The sequence below is a fragment of the Pseudomonas sp. 05N36 genome (assembly GCF_056397385.1).
The window spans coordinates 1-22,255 of the sequence record NZ_JBFTNH010000017.1; the positions used below are offsets into that span (position 1 = coordinate 1).

Below are 22,255 nucleotides of genomic sequence, written 5' to 3' on the forward strand. Positions count from 1 at the left end.
CGTGGCTGCGCCACGCACTTGAGCGCCTGCGTGGCTGCGCCACGCACTTGAGCGCCTGCCACAAGCCTCGAGTGTAGAAGACTTCGAGGCCTTGCTGCCGTGGAACTGCACACCGCAAACTCCAAGATAGCCATAGATCCCCACCTTTAAAATGTGGGGTTCATGGAGCGCTTACGAATGAACAACCTGGCCATTGCAATAGTCTCTAAACAACCGACTCAACTACTGCCCGAGCAAAAACTGACCTGCGCCTACGATTGCCGCAAACACAGCATTGGTGAGGAAATCAGCGAGCAACTCGAGATCGCCCCGATGCAAATCCGTGTGATCAAGCATGTGTGCAGGGAATACGCCTGCCGTGGCGGTGAACCGCTCTGGTCACTGCTGACAAACCGACTCGACTGATCGAAAAGAGCATGGCAAGCCCCAGTGTTTTGGCGATAGCACTGACGACCAAATTCGTCGATTGCCTGCAACTGCATCGCTTCGAAAAAGCACTCGGCCGCCACGGTGTCGATATTCCACGACAAACCTCCGCGCGCTGGATTATCCGTGCCGCGAACACCTGCAATTTTTGCTCAACTTGATGAGGGAATGACTTCTGGAAAGTCGCGTACGATATACATGCCCAGGATGTGGGCGTGAACCGACGGAGCGTCAAATCGGCGGGTGGTACTTGTTGACTACTCGACCAGCCGGGCGCAGGAAGTTCCGTCGAGCCTGCTCAAACGTTGACGCTGCTGCACCCATGCACGACGCAAGCTTGTCGAGGCGCAAAAGGTGCAGCCTAAAGGCGATGATGGAGCGCTTACGCTATTTTTTATTTACAGCGCACCAAGAAAGAACAAATCAGCGGTAACTCTCACAAGACTTCAAGGCCCGGTTTTTTGCAACGGAGTAGGCTTCGTGGAGTTGTTTGTGCCTGCTCAGCCTCACCTCCAGATCCGCAGGTGTTCTGAACAACGACGTGGTTTTTGGTACATAACAGAACTGATTTTTATACCCATAGCGCAACCAAAGATTCCAGTCTTCCAGATTACTCATATCGATCTCGAAACCGCCCCGCTTCAGGTATAGCTCTCTTTTGAAAAGAAGAGACTGAATAGGGATGAAGTTATGATCCAGCAACACATCGTAATCATATTCATGCTTAAAGAAGTCGTGAGTCTCGTGACTGACCTCCGTATATCTCCCATTATTGCCGCCAGTGACTGTACCAACTTCCATTGCCAACGAATAAGCTGCAACGGCCTGCTCATTCTTCAACAGTGCCGCCACAAGGACCTCAACGTGATCCGAGAATAGCAAATCATCGTCATCGAGAAACATGCAGTACTTGCCCTTGGCCATCTCAAGACCATAGTTACCTGTCACCGATCGCCCTACTTTCTCCAGACCGTAGAAGCTGACACTTCGCCCATCTGAAGGCTGCACCTTAGATACGAGAGACTTCATTGTCGAGCCTCCGTCCTCGACCACGATCAACTCAATATTGCGGTAGGTCTGATTGAATACCGACATGATGGACTGCCGTAGAAACTCCTCTCTCTGCCGATAAGTGCGCGTCACGATGGTGACCAAAGGCTGCTCAGCAAAAGGATCACCGACAGGCCAAAAAGCACCTTCCCTGATCATTTCATAATCAAAGCCCCTGAAGGGAAAACAAGCATCCTTATCTGGCCCCCTACCCCTGAGAAAATATGGGGCTTTTTTCATGAGCCGAGCGATATTACCCAGTAAATCCCGACGGGACCCCGGATATACTTGCGGTCGCAACAACAATAATAACTGCAGAACAACACCTCCGACCTTGTCGGTCAGTCGACCATAACGCAATCGAATATAAGCATTGGCCAATGTACTACCAGTATACTGAATCGGCTTCACATGGTTTTCATGCTCATAGGTGTAGTGATAAACGATAGCGGAAGGACAATACTTCAACCGATACCCATAAGATCTGAACCGATAAGAAAGCTCCACATCCTCTCCATACATGAATATCTGACTTTCATACCCACCAACCTTAACGTAGGCGGACCTTCTGACCAGAACACATGCATGCGAAGACCAGTTAGTTTCCAGCGTCACCGGATCATAATATTTCGGATGTTCATAAGGCGCCTGCCTTAACTCCCAGGATGCGACATCCTCCTGATTTTCCGACAACGCACAAGAAACTATTTTCTCAATGGAGTTATCTGCGAAAGTAATGTCGATATTGCTGACCAGAAAATATTCCGAATCGCCCTGCTTGATCGCGCGGTCATGACCAGCACCAAAACCTACGTTTTCACCCTGCAAAACCTGAAAGCCGGCCAACTCGACACCCAAGGTCGCTTTCCAGTGCTCTAACGCTTCGACCGTATTATCACCGGAACCGTTATCAACAAAATAAAGGTTCAACTTTCCAAGTGGATAGCTCTGACTTTTCAACGATTCAAAAAAGCCATCAACCCACTTGGCGCTATTATAGGTAACGATGGACACATCAATAACGGGCTGAGCAGTGGCTACCGAACGGACCAAGGCATGAGAAAATCGACGATCCGTAATGTCCTGTATCGCTTTGGCATTATTTTTGGAATAGATAATCGAAAGAAGCTTTACACGAAATGCCTTTGAGTAAAGAGAAACTCGAACACGAATACTCACCAGAAAAGGAAGCTTCTGATAGAGCGGCCGAAGTACCGCCTTCGGACTCGACACGAGCCGACGCAGCCCCGATAGGTAGCGCATTACAAACGACTCTTTTGAAGTCCTCATACTGAATAGCTCTTCCCTTAAAAACGAATTTTTTTCTTCTGAGTTTTCAAACTGCACACCCTTTTGTTGCAACACATGAAGTTGCTTTTCCACCTCAACAAGCTGGCTATTGACGCGAACAAACTCATCATTCAACAAAACCAACTCGGCACCCAGCTCCTTATTTTTTGACTCTAGCCATGTAATATAGGATTGCTGGCGATAACTTTCCAAATCAGGGTCGAAACAATTTCTTTCGCCACTCGACTCACCCTCATGCCGTATCCGAGCCAAGTGAGCTGACGGCTCGCAGAACTGGGCAGCAGAAAGAAAGTATTGCGTCTCGGCAAAATCCAGAATGGATGCTCTGAGCGCTTGCGTGCACACGCTATTTGTCTTGTGGGCTTGCCAAATCGACAGCAGATTCGCCGGTTCCCGGACATCGATAGTCAGCCCCAATCCTGAATAGGGGGCCAACCCCACGACGTAAACAGGCTTGCCAGCCAAAGCGGCCTCAAATCCAGCAGAGGAATTAATGGTGAAGACAACATCGGCGGCTGCAATCAAATCAGAAATACTGTCTTCTTTGTCGGCGACGAAGACATGAGCCGGCAGCGGCGGCACTGAATCCAACGGATGTGGCTTGACGATGACCTTTAAACCCGAACCGGAAATCACATCTGAAACATGCTGAACATACTCGGCCATGCTTGAATAGGGAGACCCCATGATTACATTGGAGTCATCCTGAACCTGAAGCAGAATCAGAGCATTCGGTACCTTGGCCTCACCTTGGTACTTATAGCGATCTTCAAGCATCTTTAATCTATCAGTAGACCCGCTATTGTCGTGGGCCTGCATCTTATCCAGGTAGATGGCGAACTCCGCCCTGAACGCACTTCGCACATTAACGCCTTGCGGATCCGAGTAGTAACCCATCGCGTTAGGCGCTCGCAACATACCCAGCTCATTAAAAATCAGAGGAATATGGTGAGAGGAACAAGTAGTGTCCAGCGTGCCGTCATAGTTCCAACAAAAAACGAGATCCGGGTCTAACTCGCTCACCAACCGCCGAACAAATTTGTCGTGATAAGGAAGCGCTTCCTTATTGAGTATCGCGGTCCAGTCGGCCAGCCAATCAGAGCGAGACCCATCTGGATAAACACACGAAAGCGTCGTGGGACTTACCCACTGATAATCAAATACGCCATATTCATTTTTCAGCTCGTCAGAGCCAACAAATATGCACTCCCAGCCTTCACTGGCAAATTTATCCGCCAACGGCAGATACAAATCAACGATACTACTGAACAACGTCGGCCGCCCTCTTAGCACCAGAGGCAGCGTATAAAACATAACTCTCTTGAATTTTCTTTGCGCCACCCGCACTGCTGGGTTACCCACTGCAATACTTTGCGGTTCAACATTAAACTTTACGACCGAGTTTGCACTGACAATTGAGCCCTTACCCACGACAGCTCCTGCCAGAACTGAAGCACTCGCTCCAATCCAGACATCATCCTCAATATTCACCTCAGCCAATTTCAGCCCCTGATCCTTGACAGGTATTTTGCGATCATGGCGATGAGTAGAGGACGTTATGGAAACGTTAGGTGCAATCAACACATTTTTGCCGATCGTGACTTTTCCACTTCCGTTAATCCATGCACCACAGTTAATCACGGTGCCAGACGAGATACTCAAAAACCCGCCAGCACCACACTCAATAACGACATTGTCGCGAATCTGTACATCGTCAGCGATAATACAAACAGCGGTATCATCCACATGAAACTTTACCGTTTCGGCAATGACAGCGTTACCAATCTTAAGCATAGTATCAAGCAACCTTCACAACATTTATGGTTGACGGACAATAGGCCACACCTACAGTCTGACGCCCACCAGACACACTCACTTTTCTTAAGGGCCACCGCTGATCCAACTCAACGCGCTCGCCATTCAGACTGGCCATACCGATATACAGAAAATACTCACCAGGCACGATATTTAGCGAATAGGAAAAGCTGACCTTATACGCCCCTTTCTCAAAGTTAATTCCACTATCAGCCAACAGGGTATTGTCACCCGCCACATCGACGCCCTTTGCGTTTCTCAATGAGTAGCCAATGACGACGTTTTTTATTACTGTCCGAGACTCGATATAGCAATTCATGGTGACTTCACTCATTGGCTCGAAATGATTTGTTTTAACCCCCGCAGAGTCAAAAAAATCAACCGCGTTGATTTTAGCTTCTCCGGAGCCAAATCTCACCTCTGAAATGTCACCCAGTTCTTTCTCATAAGAAGCATCAACATGCAACTCCTCCGCAAGAGCCGTTGTCGATGCACCTGCATTTCGAACGTTTTTTTCGTAGTTTTTGGTAGCTGTCAGCACGTCGGCACTGTAATCAACAATACGACCGGCCTGCATTACAATAACGGCTTGGCAAAACCGAATAACCGACTGAGTATCATGAGAAACAAAAAGTATTGTGGTGCCTCGCTCCTGCATATGCTTCATTCTAAGCATACACTTCAACTGAAACCCTGCATCCCCAACGCTCAACGCCTCATCAACAATAAGCACGTCCGGCTCAACATTAATAGCAACAGAAAAGGCCAAGCGCGCAAACATACCGCTACTGTACATTCTAACGGGCTGATTGATAAATTCGCCAATGTCTGCAAATTCCATAATAGCCGAAACACGCGATTGCATTTCCGCGCGACTGTACCCCATCAATGTACCCTGGAAGTAAATATTCTCCATCCCGGTATAATCAGGGTTGAAGCCTGCCCCCAGCTCCAGCAACGAGGCGATTCGACCGAACACTTTAACTTCCCCACTTGTGGGCGTGAGCACACCGGTCAAAATCTTGAGCAGTGTACTCTTGCCCGCTCCGTTCTTTCCTAATATACCAACGGTCTGCCCCTTCTTGACCGAGAAGGCTATATCCGAAAGAGCATGAAAATCGTGATGCCGACGCCCGCCGAACAAAGACAGGGCCTCAATCAATCTATCAACGGGTTTGTCATAGAGTCGATAGACTTTACAGATATTACTGACAACAATGGCATCCTCGATTACTTCAGTCATCACAAAACATCCGCAAAGTGAGGTCTTAGTTTTTTGAACGTCCGTAAACCTACCAGCATCAGAATGATCAGGACAATCCAGAACACGATCGTTTGCTCCGAACGCTCCCAAAACCAGACACCACGAATGAGTGAATCCCTGAACCCTTCGACAATATAAGCGAACGGATTAAACTGAAGATACGCTGCGGCGCGACTATGCATGGCATTGATATCCCAGAAAACCGGAGTTAGCCAGAAGCCAAATTGCACCGCCATGGAAACCAACTGACTCAGGTCTGGAAAAAAGATAACCACCGAACTGGTAATCCAGGCAATTGCCAGCAACAAAGCAAACAAACAGACAATATAATAAACAACCTGAAGCCAATACACCGTAGGTGCATACCCATATGCCAAAAACAAAAGAACCAGTATACAAACAAAAAAAAGGTGGACCATCAACGCCGAACCAAGTTTTACCAACGGCAGCAATGAAACCCTGAAGACAATTTTTTTTACCAGAAAACTATTTTCCTTTACCGACGAACACCCTGAGTTCAATGCTTCAACGATAAAGAACCAGGGCACCAGACCACACACCAACCACAGGACAAATGGAAAATCGTTATGAGGAGCCGCCTTGAACCCAAACTGAAACACAAACCACAAGATAACAGTGGTTGCCACAGGCTGAATAAACACCCACAAGATGCCAAGATAGTTAGTAAGGTATCTCGCACGAAGGTCATTGGATATCAGATTCAGCAATACCCTTCGATCCCGTGCAAACTCTCTGAATATACGCATTAAATTATTCCTTCGAGATAGATACCCTTCACAATCATCAACCGAAAGCCATACCAACAATCATCGGCCTTCCCAGCACAACCGACAGGCACACCCTGTCACTGTAGCCCTAAAACCTGAACGCTATCCGCAGAGGAGGCCTGCGCCACAGCCCTCATTAGAAACCGGCGAAGCTCCGCTCATAAACACTACCGCTCACAAGGGAGATCTGCCCGGCTCAGGATACGGACTTTTGATGGGCGGAATATGTGAGGTTTCTGAAAAGCTCGTAAGAAAAATCCTAGAGAATTCCCCCAAAAAAACAGTCGTCACCTTGCCGACTCCAACACTCCAGCCTGATATTTGTACGCAATCAGCACCAGCGGAATGTATGCAATGACCAGGGCAGCAATACCTGGAATCAAACCGACTCCGACAGCAATCGACAGCGGCGCAAGCCATAGCAGATTTATCGCCAGAACAACATAAACCACCGCTTTATGACTTCCATACTTCCGAGAAGCATATTGATAAGCGTGACTGCGATGGGCCTCATAAATCTTGTCCCCGCGAAGAAGGCGCCGCATGAGCGTCCAGGTTGCATCGACAATGAATACCCCCAACAGTATCAGCCAACACCAAAGCAACTCAGGCGCTTTAGCGGCAGCGATAATGGCCAGCAAGCCTATGATCAGTCCGATAAAACCACTTCCGGCATCCCCCATGAAAATTCGCGCAGGGGGAAAGTTCCAGCAAAGAAACCCCGCCACAGAGCCTGCCAGTATCAAAACCACCCAGGTCAGTTCCTGATACCCGCTCAGCCAATAGACCAGGCACCCAGACAAGCACACAGAGATAGCCTCAACACTGGCCAGCCCATCGATGCCATCCATGAAGTTGTAGAGATTGAGCATCCAGACCAGAAAGATGGCGAACAGAAAGGTTGCGAACCATTTCAAATCGAGAAGCAAACCAAAAACAGAGATCTGCACTCCCCCGCCCAACCAGAACAGCGCCCAGCCGGCGGCAATGAAATGCCCGAACAAACGCCATCTTGCCGCAATGTGCCCGTGATCATCAGCAAAACCCAAAGCCGCAACCAGCGCTCCCGCCCCCAACAACCCTGCCAGGGTAGGTAGATCGATCAAATCGAGACCATACAACGCGGGTAGCGCGAGCAGAAATGAAATGACTATCGCCACTCCACCACCTCTCGGAGTAGGAAGAGTGTGGGAGCTACGTAAATTAGGAATATCGATCAGGCTATTGGCCAGTGCATAGCGCCGCAAAACATAAGTCAACAATAGCGAGATGACGAACACCGCACTTAACAACCAACAGAAAATCATTTTTTTAGAGTATCCAGATAGTGATCAACCGTCCGACGTAGCGCCCGGTCCACCCCGACAGGAGGAGACCAACTCAAGAGGGTTTGAGTCCTGACGATATCGACCTCAAGAGAATCGAATAAACGCTGGGCGATGACTTTTTTTCCGAGCACAAACAAAGCCCCCTTCAACATCCAGACTGGAACGGGGATCAGCAACGCTGGCTTTCCGAAAGCCTTGCCAATGCGCATCAATAACTGTGTTGTCGACAAGTCTTCGCCATCACTGACCAAAAACGTATTATTGGCAGCCTCAGGATGATCGACACATTTGATAACCAGATCCACAAGGTTATCCACAGCGACAAAACTTCTTCGATTATTTATGGCGCCCAAAGGCAACGGAATTCTTTTATTCAGCCAAACCATCATATTCAAAAAGTTGGCCTTCACTCCCGGACCATAAACCAGTGGCGGGCGGATAATCACGACCTCCATTCCGGTATCCTGACTGATTTGCCGGAGCGCCTCTTCCGCCTCCAGCTTGGAGATGCCATAGGGATCAATCGGTGCAGGAGAATCATCGAATTTGAAGGGAGCACCCGGCGTGCTGCGCTCGCCATTCACCTTGATCGAACTGATGAAGATGAAGCGTTTCACGCCTGACTCTGCTGCTTTACGAGCAAGTCGAACCGTACCGTCCACGTTGATTTTGCGAAATTCTGCCAAGGCATCAGTAGCTGTTTCATTCATCACATGCACCCGCGCGGCACAGTGAATGATCACCTGAACATCGTCCAGCACCGGCAGCCTTGCGCCATTTCCCAAGGCGAATGGCACCACTCGACAAAGTCCGGCAAGGCATGAAGAGCCGCGAACCGCAGCCACCGGCGTGAACTTTTTGTCCAGCAGTAGCCGCAAAACCACCGACTCACCAACAAAACCAGACGCTCCAGTCACCAGAACCTTCGGTCCTTTCATTAGGTTTTTTTCCCGATTATTGCGGTAGCCCAACAAATCAGGAAGAAAAACACCTTGTCCCGCACCCGCCGCCGACATTTCCAGGCACTGAACGAAAGCATCATCAGCTGTCTGCGTCCAAGTCGATACCAACGCCGAACAAAAGGATCGTTTTCCTTGCCCACAAGTGCCGCAATGAGCTGTACCTGAGAAAACCACCAACCGTCATGAATGGTTTTGTAACGCACGAACAATGAGCTGATCCCAATGTTCGCACCTACCTGGTTACTTTCGTGCTGGCGGTATTGCATAGAAGGTACCGGGTCGGTAAACCACTTGAAACCATGACTGCGAGCAAATGCATAGATATACCAGTCATGCAGACTTACGCTCTGCAGTTCGTGCCAGTGGGCTAGCACCGAGAGCTTGAGCTCCATCGCCAGCTTTTTGTTCAGCACATAGGTGCAACCGGGGCCCGCTGCTTCGAACAGAAAATCCCAGGCGACCTGAGGCTGTGCCTTGTCCAGCAAATGGGTTCTACCGTCCGACCAAAAAGCCGTAACGTTACTGGAGCAGGCGTCGACATGACGGGCTTGAAGGGACTGGATCGAACGCTGCAACTTGTTCGGGTGCCAGATATCATCCTGATCGGCAAAGGCAACGAAGTCGTAACCTTCGAAGTTGACATCGCGAATCAGTCTGAAAAAGTTGCGAGAGGCGCCGCCGAAACTACCGGCAGCCGGCAAAACAGTAACGCCGGGGTGCAGAGCTGCATAGGACGCGCACCAGGCTTCGGTACCGTCAGTGGAGGGGTCGATACTGATGTAGATGGTGGCATCAACGCCCGCCTGAACATGGATCGAGGCCAACTGCTCCTCGATCCACTGCATGCCATTGTAGGCAGCCAGCAAAACCGCAACCTTGAGATGTTTTACTGGCATGCCATTCCTGCTTAAACGAGTCGAGCATTGCCGCTCTAAAAGTAGCGCAATCGCCTTAGTGAGAAGGCGAATCCAGCAGCTTTTGCAGGTACTGGCCATAACCAGTCTTTTTCAGCGCGTCGGCTTGAGCGCTCAGTTGCTCGGCCGTGATCCAGCCGTTGTTGTAGGCAATTTCTTCCAGGCAAGCCACTTTCAGGCCTTGACGCTGCTCGATGGTATGCACGAAGTGACTGGCTTCCAGCAACGAGTCGTGAGTCCCGGTATCCAGCCAGGCGAAGCCACGGCCGAGCATTTCGACATTGAGGGTCTTCTGCTCCAGGTAAGCACGGTTGACGTCGGTAATTTCCAACTCGCCACGCTCGGATGGCTTGATGTTCTTGGCAATCTCAACAACCTGGTTGTCGTAGAAGTAAAGACCGGTAACTGCGTAGCTGGACTTAGGCTTCAGCGGCTTTTCTTCGATGCTGAGAGCACGACCGGAGGCGTCGAACTCGACGACACCAAAACGCTCGGGATCAGACACGTGGTAGCCGAACACTGTAGCGCCATGCTGTTGAGAGCTGGCGGAGCGCAGGTTGTCCGAGAAGTGCTGACCGTAGAAGATGTTGTCACCCAGGATCAGGCAGCAAGGATCCTCGCCGATGAACTCCTCACCGATAATGAACGCTTGCGCCAGTCCGTCCGGGCTTGGCTGTTCAGCGTAAGTCAACTTGATGCCATAGAGACTGCCATCACCCAGCAGCTTGCGGAAACACGGCAGATCTTCCGGAGTGGAAATGATCAGGATTTCGCGCATGCCCGCAAGCATCAGTACCGACAGCGGATAAAAGATCATCGGCTTGTCGTAGATCGGCAGCATCTGCTTCGAGACACCAAGAGTCAGCGGGTGCAGGCGCGTACCCGAGCCGCCAGCGAGGATGATGCCTTTACGATTTGTCGTGTTGATCATTTATTGAGAACTTCCATAAGCATTCGGGTCACACCACTTTGCCAATCCGGCAAGTGCAGAGATAAATTGTCACGCAGCTTCTGAGTATTCAAACGCGAATTCAGAGGGCGGCATGCAGGTGTTGGATAAGCGGTCGTTTCTATCGGGTTGATCGCCGTCACAGCGAGCTGCTCGCCATTGGCCTGGGCGAAACCGATCACGTGGCTGGCGTAGCCATGCCAGGAGACTTCCCCGCCAGCTGCCAAGTGATACAGGCCCGCCAGCTCGGGGCGCCGCAGGACTTGCTGAATGGCCAGCGCCGTCACGTCAGCGATCAGGTCGGCACCAGTAGGCGCACCAATCTGATCAGCAATAACGCTCAAAGTTTCGCGATCCTTGGCTAGACGCAACATGGTCTTGGCAAAATTGTTGCCGCGAGCTGCGTAGACCCAACTGGTACGGAAAATCAGGTGCTTGCAGCCAGACGCAGCAATTGCCTGCTCACCGGCCAACTTGCTGGCCCCATAGTGATTCACAGGGGCGACTGCATCTGTCTCTTGCCAAGGTGCCGAGCCCTTCCCACTGAAGACGTAGTCAGTCGAGTAGTGAATCAGCCAGGCCCCCAGAGTCGCGGCCTCTTCAGCCATCACCCGGCTGGCCTGACCATTCACGCGGTCGGCCAGCTCAGTTTCGGACTCTGCTTTGTCGACAGCAGTGTAGGCAGCAGCATTGACGATCACGTCGGGGCTGACCTGGCGGATCGTCGCGCGCAATGCATCGAGATCGGACAGGTCACCGCACAAACCATCGACAGCATGACGATCAAGGGCAATCAACTCGCCAAGCGGTGCCAGGGAGCGTTGCAGCTCCCAGCCTACCTGGCCGTTTTTTCCAAGCAGAAGGATTTTCATGCCTTGCTCGAACGGTCCGAGTAGTTCTTGTCGATCCACTGCTGGTAGCTGCCACTCTTCACATGAGCAACCCATTCAGTGTTATTGAGGTACCACTCGACGGTCTTGCGAATGCCGGTTCCGAAGGTCTCTTCCGGCGTCCAGCCCAGCTCACGCTGGATTTTGCTGGCGTCGATCGCGTAACGCTGATCGTGACCCGGACGGTCCTGAACATRGGTAATCAGACTGGCATGCGGACGGTAGGCCGAGTCAGGACGCAGCTCATCAAGCAATGCGCACAGGGCGTGCACCACTTCGATGTTTTGCTTTTCGTTATGGCCACCAATATTGTAGGTCTCGCCAATAACACCTTCGGTCACGACTTTGTACAGAGCACGAGCGTGATCTTCGACATAGAGCCAGTCACGGACCTGATTGCCTTTGCCGTAAACCGGCAGCGCCTTGCCTTCCAGCGCATTGAGAATAATCAGCGGGATCAACTTCTCAGGAAAGTGGCACGGACCGTAGTTGTTCGAGCAGTTAGTGACCAGCGTCGGCAAGCCGTAGGTACGGCTCCAGGCGCGAACCAGGTGATCGGAGCTGGCCTTGCTGGCCGAGTATGGCGAACTTGGCTGGTACGGCGTGGTTTCGGTGAAGAGGTCTTCTGGACCTTCGAGGTCTCCGTAGACTTCGTCAGTCGAGATATGGTGGAAGCGGAAGTTGGCTTTGCGCTCGTCATCCAGTGCGCTCCAATAGTGGCGCGCTGACTCTAGTAGTGTGTAGGTACCAATGATGTTGGTCTGGATGAATTCAGACGGACCGGAAATCGAGCGATCAACATGGGACTCAGCAGCCAAGTGCATGATGGCATCGGGTTGATGATCACGAAGGACGCGATCAATCTGATCCCGGTCGCAGATATCGACGCGCTCGAACACATAACGCGCGTTTTGGTCCACATCAGCCAACGATTCAAGGTTGCCAGCGTAGGTCAGCTTATCCACGTTCACTACGGAGTCCGCAGTATTGGAGATGATGTGGCGAATGACTGCCGAGCCAATAAATCCTGCGCCACCGGTTACTAAAATTTTCACGCGAAACCATACCCTTGAGTTGCTGACAGGACTGCCTACCGAGCGCTGTCTAATCCATAAATGCAGAAGCCGCTGGTTTAGCAAAGACTTCTGACAGAGTCAGTCTGAACCGGATGGGGAATGTGTCGCCATTCGGACAGGCGCAACATTTTACAGCTTAATAAAGGTTTTACTAATGGATATAGACAAACTGCGGCACAAATTCGATGCCCGCAGCCACAATCAGTCGCGGCGCCCGCGCAGCAAGCCGGCTCTACGAGCCATCCAGCCAAGGATCGGACCAATCACCATCCCCAATAGCAGCACCTGGATTATAACGACTGATATCGGCAATTGCGGCCCAGCCCACCCCAGGAACAGCAGTGAAACTGACTGCTGATTCTCCAGCATGAACACCAAAACCGCTGAAATCAGCAGCAAAACAAAGACTCCGAGAAGTACGCGCTTGAGGTTACGCATGAACCGCTCCTTGAGTGGCGACCGTCAAAGCCCCTCCTCCTCATCCTCGTTCACCCGATCCCGAAGCTCTTTGCCTGGCTTGAAATGAGGAACGAATTTGCCGTCGAGGCTGACGGATTGGCCGGTCTTTGGGTTACGACCGACGCGTGGTGCACGATAGTGCAGAGAGAAGCTGCCAAAGCCACGGATTTCGATTCGATCGCCGGTCGCCAGGCACTGGGACATTTGCTCAAGCATGGTCTTGATGGCCAGCTCCACATCCTTGGATGAGAGTAGCCCTTGATGGGTGACAATTCGTTCGATCAACTCCGACTTCGTCATATTTTTCCCTTCTTTTTCAAGCAGCTAGGTCAGCGCTTCAAAGGTTTTAGCATGCTCCAAGGGTTTTGAACAGCCTATATATTGACTTATCTGAACTCCCTGACAGATACGGTGAAGCCCACCTCCCGGAGACCAGCACCCCACCCCTCCACACCACAGAGGCAAACCGAACCATCACCTGCAAACCACCAACATGACACGAGTAAGGTATCCGGCCGGGTTCCACCCAAACAGATAATCCTCCCCCTCTTCTTTAGCATCACTGGATCTGCCGATGACCTTGTACCCCTCCACCCCACACTCTCTTGCAGCGCGCTTGTAACACTTATCCCAACCTGATCCGAGCCCCGAACAATCGATCTCGATACCACTCACGCCACGCACCACGTGAGTTTTGGCATTTGTCGTACACCCCGCCAAAACCAGGACTGCCAACGTAACGATGAGCCTGTTCATTGCCTTCCTTATGCCTGGAATCACACTCGACTAGTGCTCGATTCAAGCTAAAGCCTAGCTCCAAATAGGCAATTGATGCACCCGAACAACAGACCACCTCCTCCCCACTTTGTTTCCCTGCGCCTCCAATAGACTCAAATTTCAGCCACAAAAAAGGGCGACCGAAGTCGCCCTTTTTCTATGGTCTGACAGAACTTAGTTCTGTTTTTCCATCTGTGCACGCAGCAGAGCACCAAGAGTGGTGTCAACTGGAGCATCCGAAGCAGCTGGCTTGTCGCGCAGGCTCTGGATAGCTTCCTTCTCGTCTTCAACGTCTTTCGACTTGATCGAGAGCTGGATTACACGGCTCTTGCGGTCAACGCTGATGATCTTGGCTTCAACTTCTTCGCCTTCTTTCAGAACGTTGCGCGCATCTTCGATGCGGTCACGGCTGATTTCGGAGGCTTTCAGAGTAGCTTCGATATCGGTAGCCAACGTGATGATGGCGCCTTTAGCGTCAACTTCTTTCACGATGCCTTTAACGATTGCACCTTTGTCGTTCTCTTGAACGTACTCGGAGAACGGATCGCTTTCCAGTTGCTTGATACCCAGGGAGATACGCTCGCGCTCTGGGTCAACCGACAGGATAACGGTGTCCAGCTCGTCGCCCTTCTTGAAACGACGTACGGCTTCTTCGCCCACTTCGTTCCAGGAGATGTCGGACAGGTGAACCAGACCGTCGATGCCGCCGTCCAGACCAATGAAGATACCGAAATCGGTGATCGACTTGATGGTGCCGGAGATTTTATCGCCCTTGTTGAACTGGCCAGAGAAATCTTCCCATGGGTTAGATTTGCACTGCTTGATGCCCAGGGAGATACGACGACGCTCTTCGTCGATGTCCAGAACCATAACTTCCACTTCGTCGCCGACTTGTACGACTTTCGAAGGGTGGATGTTCTTGTTGGTCCAGTCCATTTCGGAAACGTGCACCAGACCTTCAACGCCTTCTTCCAGCTCAGCGAAGCAGCCGTAGTCGGTCAGGTTGGTTACACGAGCGGTAACGCGAGTGCTTTCTGGGTAACGGGYTTTGATAGCAACCCATGGATCTTCGCCCAGTTGCTTGAGGCCCAGGGAAACACGATTGCGCTCGCGATCGTACTTCAGAACCTTGACATCGATCTCGTCGCCAACGTTGACGATTTCGGAAGGATGCTTGATACGCTTCCAAGCCATGTCGGTAATGTGCAGCAAGCCATCGACGCCACCCAGATCGACGAATGCGCCGTAATCGGTGAGGTTCTTGACGATACCTTTGACTTGTTGACCTTCCTGCAGGGATTCCAGCAGAGCTTCACGCTCAGCGGAGTTCTCGGCTTCGAGGACGCTACGACGGGAAACAACAACGTTGTTGCGTTTCTGGTCGAGCTTGATGACCTTGAATTCCAGCTCTTTGCCTTCCAGGTGCGTGGTGTCGCGCACTGGACGGACGTCAACCAGAGAACCTGGCAGGAACGCACGGATGCCGTTAACGTCGACAGTGAAGCCGCCTTTAACCTTACCGTTGATAACGCCCTTGACCACTTCTTCGGCTGCGAAGGCTGCTTCCAGAACGATCCAGCATTCAGCGCGCTTGGCTTTTTCACGGGACAGCTTGGTTTCACCAAAGCCGTCTTCAACCGAATCCAGCGCAACGTGAACTTCGTCACCGACGTTGATATTCAGTTCGCCAGCGTCGTTGTAGAACTGCTCAAGCGGGATGAGTGCTTCAGACTTCAGGCCAGCGTGAACGGTTACCCAGCGAGCCTGGTAATCGATATCAACGATAACACCGGTGATGATGGAGCCTGCCTGAAGGTTCAGGGTTTTTAGGCTTTCTTCAAAGAGTTCCGCAAAGCTTTCGCTCATTTTAATTCCTGTTGATAAGGGCGAAGAATACGCCCATCTGCCACATCCCAGACAATGTGGGTTACGTTTATATAAAAGAAACGCCGCAGGACTATGACTGGTCCCCTGCGGTGCTTCTTGGTCACCCGGCGATATCGCGAATGGCGATCTCGCTCATGATGCGTTCCAGCACCTGCTCGATGGACAACTCCGTGGAATCCAGCTGTATGGCGTCGACCGCCGGCTTGAGCGGGGCTACCGCTCGCTGGGTGTCGCGCTCATCGCGCACACGGATCTCATCTAGCAGACTCGACAGACTAACACCCTCGACTTTGCCCTTCAACTGCAAATAACGACGGCGCGCCCGTTCCTCGGCGCTGGCGGTCAGAAAAATCTTCAGCGGTGCGTCGGGAAATACAACGGTACCCATGTCGCGACCATCGGCCACTAACCCCGGCGCCTCCTGAAATGCCCGCTGGCGCTGCAGCAAAGCGTCACGCACCGCAGGCAGTGCCGCCACTTGCGAGGCCCAGGCACCGACCTGCTCGTTGCGCAGATCGTCAGTGACATCATCACCTTCAAGGATGATGCGCTGCGGATGACCTTCGGTCGCCCCGATGAACTGCACATCAAGATGAGCGGCCAGCAGCTTCAGCGACTCTTCGTTGGTCAGGTCGACACCATGATTGCGCGCAGCGAATGCCAGCAAACGGTACAACGCACCGGAATCAAGCAAGCACCAGCCCAGGCGCTTGGCAAGGATCCCGGCGATGGTGCCCTTGCCCGAGCCGCTCGGTCCATCGATGGTGATTACCGGAGCATGGCTGGTCACGACTGAGCCTCTTGAGCAACACGAATACCGACTTGCGCGCACAACGCGAGGAAGTTCGGGAAGGAGGTCGCGACGTTGGCGCAATCGTGGATACGAATTGGCGCATTGGCACGCAACGATGCAACGCTGAACGCCATGGCAATCCGGTGATCGCCGTGACCATGCACTTCGCCGCCGCCAATCTGGCTACCGTCGATGATGATGCCGTCCGGGGTTGGCTCGCACTTGACGCCCAGCGCCAGCAAACCATCCGCCATCACCTGGATACGATCCGATTCCTTGACCCGCAACTCTTCGGCACCACGCAGAATGGTCCGGCCTTCGGCACAGGCCGCAGCCACGAACAGCACCGGGAACTCGTCAATAGCCAGCGGAACCAGCGCTTCCGGAATTTCAACACCCTTAAGCTTAGCCGCCCGCACGCGCAAGTCAGCCACTGGCTCGCCACCGACTTCACGCTGGTTTTCCAGGGTGATATCGGCGCCCATCAGACGCAGGATGTCGATCACACCGGTACGGGTCGGGTTGATACCCACGTGCTCCAGCACCAGCTCCGAACCTTCGGCAATCGACGCTGCCACCAGGAAGAATGCCGACGAGGAGATGTCGCCCGGCACTTCAATGTGCGTCGCGGTCAACTTGTGGCCGGATTCGACCGAAGCGGTGGCACCGTTGACAGTAACCGGGTAGCCAAAACCACGCAGCATGCGCTCGGTATGGTCACGCGTCGGAGCAGGCTCGGTCACCGTGGTTTTGCCCTCGGCGTACAGCCCCGCCAACAGCAGGCAGGATTTAACCTGCGCGCTGGCCATCGGCATGGTGTAAGTCAGGCCTTTAAGCTTGTTGCCACCGCGAATGGTCATCGGCGGACGACCTTCTGCGGCCGCCTCGATCACCGCGCCCATCTCGCGCAGCGGGTTGGCCACACGATTCATCGGACGCTTGGACAGCGAAGCATCGCCTGTCAAGGTGCTGTCGAAGTCCTGCGCGGCCAGCAAGCCGGACAACAGACGCATCGACGTACCCGAGTTGCCCAGATAGATCGGGCCGGGAGCCGGTTTCAAGCCATGCAGGCCGACACCGTGAATGGTCACGCGACCATGGTGCGGACCTTCGATCACGACGCCCATGTCACGGAAGGCCTGCAAGGTCGCCAGGGCATCTTCACCCTCGAGGAAACCTTCGACTTCGGTAACGCCTTCAGCGAGGGAGCCGAGCATGATCGAACGGTGGGAAATCGATTTGTCGCCTGGTACACGAATCCGCCCACTCAGGCGGCCACCAGGATTTGCCAGGAAAATCAGATCGTTGGAGTTCATAGCGTCCACATAGGCCCGGCGGGCCAGGATTTTACTGAAATGCTCGCGAGCAACCCGGGCGCGCGTAAAGACGCCCAACAGTTGGTGCCCGTCCCCTGCATCGACCGCGTCGCGCAAGGCGTCGAGGTCGCTGCGAAATGTATCGAGTGTGCGCAGGACAGCTTCGCGATTGGCGAGGAAGATGTCGTGCCACATGACCGGGTCACTGCCGGCGATTCTCGTGAAATCGCGGAAACCGCCCGCAGCGTAACGGAAGATGTCCAGATTTTCACTGCGCTTGGCCAACGAATCGACCAAACCGAATGCCAGCAAGTGTGGCAAATGACTGGTCGCCGCCAACACTTCGTCGTGACGCTCGACCTGCATATGCTCGACATCGGCACCCAATTCGCGCCAGAGCCGGTCGACAACTGCCAGGGCAGCCGGATCGGTTTGCTCAAGCGGCGTCAGAATCACTTTGTGCCGACAGAACAGCTGGGCATTGGAAGCCTCGACCCCGCTCTGCTCGGAACCGGCGATCGGATGCCCCGGAACGAAGCGCGCAGGCATGCCACCGAAAGCTTCGGTCGCTGCGCGCACCACATTGCCTTTGGCACTGCCGACATCGGTCAGAATCGCCGCACCCAGGTCCATGCCAGCCAACAGCGCCAGCAGTTTTTCCATCGCGAGGATCGGCACCGCCAACTGAATCACGTCCGCACCGCGGCAGGCGACAGCGAGGTCGGCTTCACAACGATCCACCACGCCTAGCTCAACGGCCAGTTTTCGCGATTGCGGATCGAGATCAACGCCAACCACCTCGCGGCACACCCCGCTTTCCCGCAGGCCCTTGGCGAACGAACCACCGATCAGCCCCAGACCGACCACCACCAGGCGACCGATCATAGGCACAGCGGGTTGCACGGCAATGACATCAACCACGAGCCAGAACCTTGGCCAGCGCCTCGAGGAAGCGACTGTTTTCAGCCGGCAGACCGATGGTGATGCGCAAGTGATTCGGCATGCCGTAATTGGCCACCGGACGCACGATCACGCCCTCATGTAGCAAGCCCTGGAAAACCGGCGCCGCAACGCGCCCCAGATCCACACAGATGAAGTTGCCTTTGGAAGGAATCCAGCTCAGCCCCAACTCACGGAAACCCGCTTCGAGCTGTTGCATGCCGGACTCGTTCAGGCGACGGCTTTCAGCCAGGTATTCATCGTCCTGCAACGCCGCACAAGCCGCAGCCAGGGCCAGGCTGTTGACGTTGAATGGCTGACGTACACGATTCAACACATCAGCGACCACTGCAGTCGACAAGCCATAACCCACACGCAGCGCGGCCAGACCGTAGGCCTTGGAGAAGGTCCGGGAAACCAGCAGGTTCGGGTACGCCGCAAGGAAATCCAGGCCATCCGGCAGATCGCTACCTTCGGCGTACTCGATGTACGCCTCATCCAGCACGACCAGCACGCGCTCCGGCACGTCCTGCAGAAACTCGTCCAGCGCCTCGGCGTCGAACCAGGTTCCGGTCGGGTTGTTCGGGTTGGCGATGAATACCACGCGGGTGTTGCTGTCGATGGCTTCGAGCATGGCCGACAGGTCATGCCCCCAGTCCTTGGCTGGAATCACTCGCGCCTCGGCACCCACCGCCTGAGTGACGATCGGGTAGACCGCGAACGCATGCTCACTGAACACTGCGTTGAGGCCCGGCGCCAGATAGGCACGCGCGACCAGCTCGAGAATGTCGTTGGAGCCGTTGCCCAACGTCACTTGATCGAGCTCGACCCGGCACTGTTCAGCCAGCAGGGTTTTCAGTGCAAAACCGTTGCCGTCCGGATAGCGGGTCAGCTCGGCCAGCTCTTCGCGAATCGCCGCCAATGCCTTGGGACTGGCACCCAGCGGGTTTTCGTTGCTCGCCAGCTTGACGATTTTTGCCGGATCGATGTCCAGCTCGCGGGCCAGTTCGTCCACGGGCTTGCCCGGAACGTAAGGCGAAAGTTGTTGCACGCCCGGCTGTGCCAGAGCGAGGAAGTCGCCACTCATTATCAACGCCTTTAGAGAACTGCTTTCGGGTAGGAACCCAACACTTTAAGTGCTACCGCTTCCTGACTGATTTTCTCCAGCACCGCTTTTATCAGTGGGTCGCGGTGGTGGCCGACGAAATCGATGAAGAACACGTAGGTCCACTTGCCGCTGCGCGATGGACGGGTTTCGATTCGCGTCAGGTCGATGCCATTGTCATGGAACGGCACCAGCAACTCGTGAAGCGCGCCGGGCTTGTTGCTCATCGAGACGATGATCGACGTTTTGTCGTCGCCGGTCGGTGGCACCTCCTGGCTGCCGATCATCAGGAATCGCGTGGAGTTGTCCGGGCGATCCTCGATTTTTTCGGCCAGACGGGTCAACCCGTACAAGCCTGCCGCCATGTCACCGGCAATCGCCGCCGAGTTCCACTCACCCTTGACCCGCTTGGCCGCTTCGGCATTGCTCGATACCGCCACGCGCTCGACGTTCGGGTAGTGAGCATCCAGCCATTTACGGCACTGCGCCAGGGATTGGGCATGGGAATAAATGCGGCTGATGCTGTCGGTCTTGGTGTTTTCACCCACCAGCAAGTGGTGGTGAATGCGCAACTCGACTTCGCCACAGATAACCATGTCGTGTTCGAGGAAGCTGTCGAGAGTGTGATTGACTGCGCCCTCGGTGGAGTTTTCCACAGGCACCACGCCAAAGTTCACCGCACCGGCAGCCACTTCACGGAACACCTCGTCGATCGCCGCCATTGGCTTGCTGATCACCGCGTGACCGAAGTGCTTCATGGCCGCCGCTTGAGTGAAGGTTCCTTCAGGGCCGAGGTAGGCCACTTTCAGCGGCTGTTCGAGCGCCAGGCACGAGGACATGATTTCACGGAACAACCGCGCCATCTCTTCGTTGCCCAGCGGCCCCTGGTTGCGCTCCATTACGCGCTTGAGCACCTGAGCTTCACGCTCAGGACGATAGAACACCGGCACTTCGCCTTCGGCCAGCGTAGCCATCTTTACTCGCGCGACTTCCTGGGCGCAGCGTGCACGCTCACTGATCAGCTCGAGGATTTTTTCGTCCAGAGCATCAATGCGCAGGCGCAGTGCCTTGAGTTCTTGCTCAGACATTAGCCGTGTTCCTTCTCGAACTCTGCCATGTACGCCACCAGCGCATTGACTGCGTTGATGTCGACGGCGTTGTAGATAGAGGCACGCATGCCGCCTACCGAACGGTGACCCTTGAGGTTCAGCAGGCCGCGCGCTTCAGCACCGACCAGGAACGGCTTGTCGAGGCGATCGTCAGCCAGGCGGAACGGCACGTTCATCCACGAGCGGTCAGCCTTGTTGATCGGGTTGCTGTACAAGCCGCTGGCATCGATGAAGTCATACAGCGTGCGCTGCTTGACTTCATTGAGCTTGCCAATGGCCTCAACACCACCCTGCTCTTTCAGCCATTCGAACACAAGACCGGACAAGTACCAGGCCAGTGTTGGCGGGGTGTTGTACATCGAGCCGTTGTCGGCCGCGACCTTGTAGTCGAGCATGGTCGGGCAGAACGAACGGGCACGACCCAGCAGGTCTTCACGCACGATGTTGACGACGATGCCGCTCGGGCCGATGTTTTTCTGGGCGCCGGCGTAGATCATGCCGAAACGCGAGATATCCACAGGGCGCGAGAGAATGTCCGAAGACATGTCGGCGACCAGCGGAACATCACCGGTTTCCGGGATCCACTGGAATTCCAGGCCACCAATGGTTTCGTTCGGCGCGTAGTGCACGTAGGCCGCGTCTTGCGACAGCTTCCATTCGTTCTGGCCGGGAATTGCGAAATAGTCGTAAGGCTTGGCGGTCGCTGCAACGTTGACGTGGCCGTAGCGCTGCGCTTCTTCAATGGCTTTCTGCGACCAGATACCGGTGTCGATATAGTCGGCCTTGCCGTTTTCCGGCAACAGGTTCAGAGGAATCTGAGCAAATTGCTGGCTGGCGCCGCCTTGCAGAAACAGTACTTTATAGTTCGAGGGGATATTCAGCAGATCACGCAGATCCTGCTCGGCCTTGGTTGCAATGGACACGAACTCATCGCTGCGATGGCTCATTTCCATGACCGAGAGACCCTTGCCATGCCAGTCGAGCAACTCCGACTGGGCACGCAACAGGACAGCTTCAGGCAGCGCAGCAGGACCTGCGCAGAAGTTATAGGCTCGTTTGCTCACATCCACTCTCGCTATGCATTCACGGTAGCGGAC

General features: G+C 53.8%; 18 protein-coding genes and 2 pseudogenes. 2 read left to right on the forward strand and 18 right to left on the reverse strand.

Annotated elements, in window-relative coordinates; translation table 11 throughout:
• Positions 1–31: 31 nt before the first annotated feature.
• A pseudogene (locus AC1DIH_RS20405) lies at positions 32–130 on the forward strand (transposase domain-containing protein); the annotation flags it as partial.
• Positions 131–225: 95 nt separating this feature from the next.
• Positions 226–804 (forward strand): annotated as a pseudogene (locus AC1DIH_RS20410) (IS66 family transposase); the annotation flags it as partial.
• A 45-nt stretch (positions 805–849) separates the two neighbouring features.
• Here the strand turns inward: AC1DIH_RS20410 and AC1DIH_RS20415 are convergent.
• The 18 genes from AC1DIH_RS20415 to serC form a co-directional block, all read right to left on the reverse strand.
• Positions 850–4,581 (reverse strand): glycosyltransferase, encoded by a 3,732-nt coding sequence (locus AC1DIH_RS20415; protein WP_477773058.1) that lies wholly within the window; start codon positions 4,579–4,581, stop codon positions 850–852.
• A gap of 4 nt (positions 4,582–4,585) precedes the next feature.
• Positions 4,586–5,845, reverse strand: coding sequence for an ABC transporter ATP-binding protein (locus AC1DIH_RS20420; protein WP_477773059.1), 1,260 nt, complete (start codon positions 5,843–5,845; stop codon positions 4,586–4,588).
• Positions 5,845–6,633 (reverse strand): ABC transporter permease, encoded by a 789-nt coding sequence (locus tag AC1DIH_RS20425; RefSeq protein ID WP_477773060.1) that lies wholly within the window; start codon positions 6,631–6,633, stop codon positions 5,845–5,847. The genes AC1DIH_RS20420 and AC1DIH_RS20425 overlap by 1 nt, the downstream gene beginning before the upstream one ends.
• Before the next feature lie 308 nt (positions 6,634–6,941).
• A complete protein-coding gene (locus AC1DIH_RS20430) occupies positions 6,942–7,961 on the reverse strand; it encodes an MraY family glycosyltransferase (RefSeq protein ID WP_477773061.1) in 1,020 nt (339 codons plus the stop codon).
• Positions 7,958–8,920 (reverse strand): UDP-glucose 4-epimerase family protein, encoded by a 963-nt coding sequence (locus AC1DIH_RS20435; RefSeq protein ID WP_477773121.1) that lies wholly within the window; start codon positions 8,918–8,920, stop codon positions 7,958–7,960. Before AC1DIH_RS20435 ends, AC1DIH_RS20430 begins: the two co-directional genes overlap by 4 nt.
• Positions 8,920–9,840 (reverse strand): glycosyltransferase, encoded by a 921-nt coding sequence (locus AC1DIH_RS20440; RefSeq protein WP_477773062.1) that lies wholly within the window; start codon positions 9,838–9,840, stop codon positions 8,920–8,922. Before AC1DIH_RS20440 ends, AC1DIH_RS20435 begins: the two co-directional genes overlap by 1 nt.
• A 55-nt stretch (positions 9,841–9,895) precedes the next feature.
• Positions 9,896–10,786 (reverse strand): glucose-1-phosphate thymidylyltransferase RfbA, encoded by an 891-nt coding sequence (rfbA, locus tag AC1DIH_RS20445; RefSeq protein ID WP_477773122.1) that lies wholly within the window; start codon positions 10,784–10,786, stop codon positions 9,896–9,898.
• On the reverse strand, positions 10,786–11,679 hold the full coding sequence (rfbD, locus tag AC1DIH_RS20450) for a dTDP-4-dehydrorhamnose reductase (protein WP_477773063.1): 894 nt from the start codon (positions 11,677–11,679) through the stop codon (positions 10,786–10,788). The genes rfbA and rfbD overlap by 1 nt, the downstream gene beginning before the upstream one ends.
• A complete protein-coding gene (gene rfbB / locus AC1DIH_RS20455; protein ID WP_477773064.1) occupies positions 11,676–12,752 on the reverse strand; it encodes a dTDP-glucose 4,6-dehydratase in 1,077 nt (358 codons plus the stop codon). Before rfbB ends, rfbD begins: the two co-directional genes overlap by 4 nt.
• Before the next feature lie 222 nt (positions 12,753–12,974).
• On the reverse strand, positions 12,975–13,211 hold the full coding sequence (locus AC1DIH_RS20460) for a lipopolysaccharide assembly protein LapA domain-containing protein (protein ID WP_477773065.1): 237 nt from the start codon (positions 13,209–13,211) through the stop codon (positions 12,975–12,977).
• Positions 13,212–13,235: 24 nt separating this feature from the next.
• Entirely contained in the window at positions 13,236–13,532 is a 297-nt protein-coding gene (gene ihfB, locus AC1DIH_RS20465) for an integration host factor subunit beta (protein ID WP_003369729.1), read from the reverse strand.
• Between the two features lie 174 nt (positions 13,533–13,706).
• On the reverse strand, positions 13,707–13,988 hold the full coding sequence (locus tag AC1DIH_RS20470) for a hypothetical protein (protein ID WP_477773066.1): 282 nt from the start codon (positions 13,986–13,988) through the stop codon (positions 13,707–13,709).
• Positions 13,989–14,183: 195 nt separating this feature from the next.
• Positions 14,184–15,875 carry a 30S ribosomal protein S1 gene (gene rpsA / locus AC1DIH_RS20475; RefSeq protein ID WP_477773067.1) on the reverse strand — a complete coding sequence of 564 codons (1,692 nt, stop codon included), beginning with the start codon at positions 15,873–15,875 and terminating at the stop codon, positions 14,184–14,186.
• Positions 15,876–15,996: 121 nt separating this feature from the next.
• The gene (gene cmk / locus AC1DIH_RS20480; RefSeq protein ID WP_054593462.1) at positions 15,997–16,686 is read right to left on the reverse strand and encodes a (d)CMP kinase; all 690 of its coding nucleotides are present in this window, start codon (positions 16,684–16,686) and stop codon (positions 15,997–15,999) included.
• Complete coding sequence (locus tag AC1DIH_RS20485; protein WP_477773123.1) at positions 16,683–18,890, reverse strand: bifunctional prephenate dehydrogenase/3-phosphoshikimate 1-carboxyvinyltransferase; 2,208 nt, start codon at positions 18,888–18,890, stop codon at positions 16,683–16,685. The genes cmk and AC1DIH_RS20485 overlap by 4 nt, the downstream gene beginning before the upstream one ends.
• 28 nt (positions 18,891–18,918) lie before the next feature.
• Entirely contained in the window at positions 18,919–20,031 is a 1,113-nt protein-coding gene (hisC, locus tag AC1DIH_RS20490) for a histidinol-phosphate transaminase (RefSeq protein ID WP_123584982.1), read from the reverse strand.
• Between the two features lie 11 nt (positions 20,032–20,042).
• On the reverse strand, positions 20,043–21,137 hold the full coding sequence (pheA, locus tag AC1DIH_RS20495) for a prephenate dehydratase (RefSeq protein ID WP_019692985.1): 1,095 nt from the start codon (positions 21,135–21,137) through the stop codon (positions 20,043–20,045).
• On the reverse strand, positions 21,137–22,222 hold the full coding sequence (gene serC / locus AC1DIH_RS20500) for a 3-phosphoserine/phosphohydroxythreonine transaminase (protein WP_477773068.1): 1,086 nt from the start codon (positions 22,220–22,222) through the stop codon (positions 21,137–21,139). Before serC ends, pheA begins: the two co-directional genes overlap by 1 nt.
• Between the last annotated feature and the right edge of the window lie 33 nt (positions 22,223–22,255).

What these genes read in the sequence shown, in the direction of transcription:
- AC1DIH_RS20415 (WP_477773058.1), bottom strand. Translation starts at nt 4,581, where the DNA reads ATGCTTAAGATTGGTAACGCTGTCATTGCCGAAACGGTAAAGTTTCAT.
- AC1DIH_RS20420 (WP_477773059.1), bottom strand. Translation starts at nt 5,845, where the DNA reads ATGACTGAAGTAATCGAGGATGCCATTGTTGTCAGTAATATCTGTAAA.
- AC1DIH_RS20425 (WP_477773060.1), bottom strand. Translation starts at nt 6,633, where the DNA reads ATGCGTATATTCAGAGAGTTTGCACGGGATCGAAGGGTATTGCTGAAT.
- AC1DIH_RS20430 (WP_477773061.1), bottom strand. Translation starts at nt 7,961, where the DNA reads ATGATTTTCTGTTGGTTGTTAAGTGCGGTGTTCGTCATCTCGCTATTG.
- AC1DIH_RS20435 (WP_477773121.1), bottom strand. Translation starts at nt 8,920, where the DNA reads ATGAAAGGACCGAAGGTTCTGGTGACTGGAGCGTCTGGTTTTGTTGGT.
- AC1DIH_RS20440 (WP_477773062.1), bottom strand. Translation starts at nt 9,840, where the DNA reads ATGCCAGTAAAACATCTCAAGGTTGCGGTTTTGCTGGCTGCCTACAAT.
- rfbD (WP_477773063.1), bottom strand. Translation starts at nt 11,679, where the DNA reads ATGAAAATCCTTCTGCTTGGAAAAAACGGCCAGGTAGGCTGGGAGCTG.
- AC1DIH_RS20460 (WP_477773065.1), bottom strand. Translation starts at nt 13,211, where the DNA reads ATGCGTAACCTCAAGCGCGTACTTCTCGGAGTCTTTGTTTTGCTGCTG.
- ihfB (WP_003369729.1), bottom strand. Translation starts at nt 13,532, where the DNA reads ATGACGAAGTCGGAGTTGATCGAACGAATTGTCACCCATCAAGGGCTA.
- AC1DIH_RS20470 (WP_477773066.1), bottom strand. Translation starts at nt 13,988, where the DNA reads ATGAACAGGCTCATCGTTACGTTGGCAGTCCTGGTTTTGGCGGGGTGT.
- AC1DIH_RS20485 (WP_477773123.1), bottom strand. Translation starts at nt 18,890, where the DNA reads ATGATCGGTCGCCTGGTGGTGGTCGGTCTGGGGCTGATCGGTGGTTCG.
- hisC (WP_123584982.1), bottom strand. Translation starts at nt 20,031, where the DNA reads ATGAGTGGCGACTTCCTCGCTCTGGCACAGCCGGGCGTGCAACAACTT.
- pheA (WP_019692985.1), bottom strand. Translation starts at nt 21,137, where the DNA reads ATGTCTGAGCAAGAACTCAAGGCACTGCGCCTGCGCATTGATGCTCTG.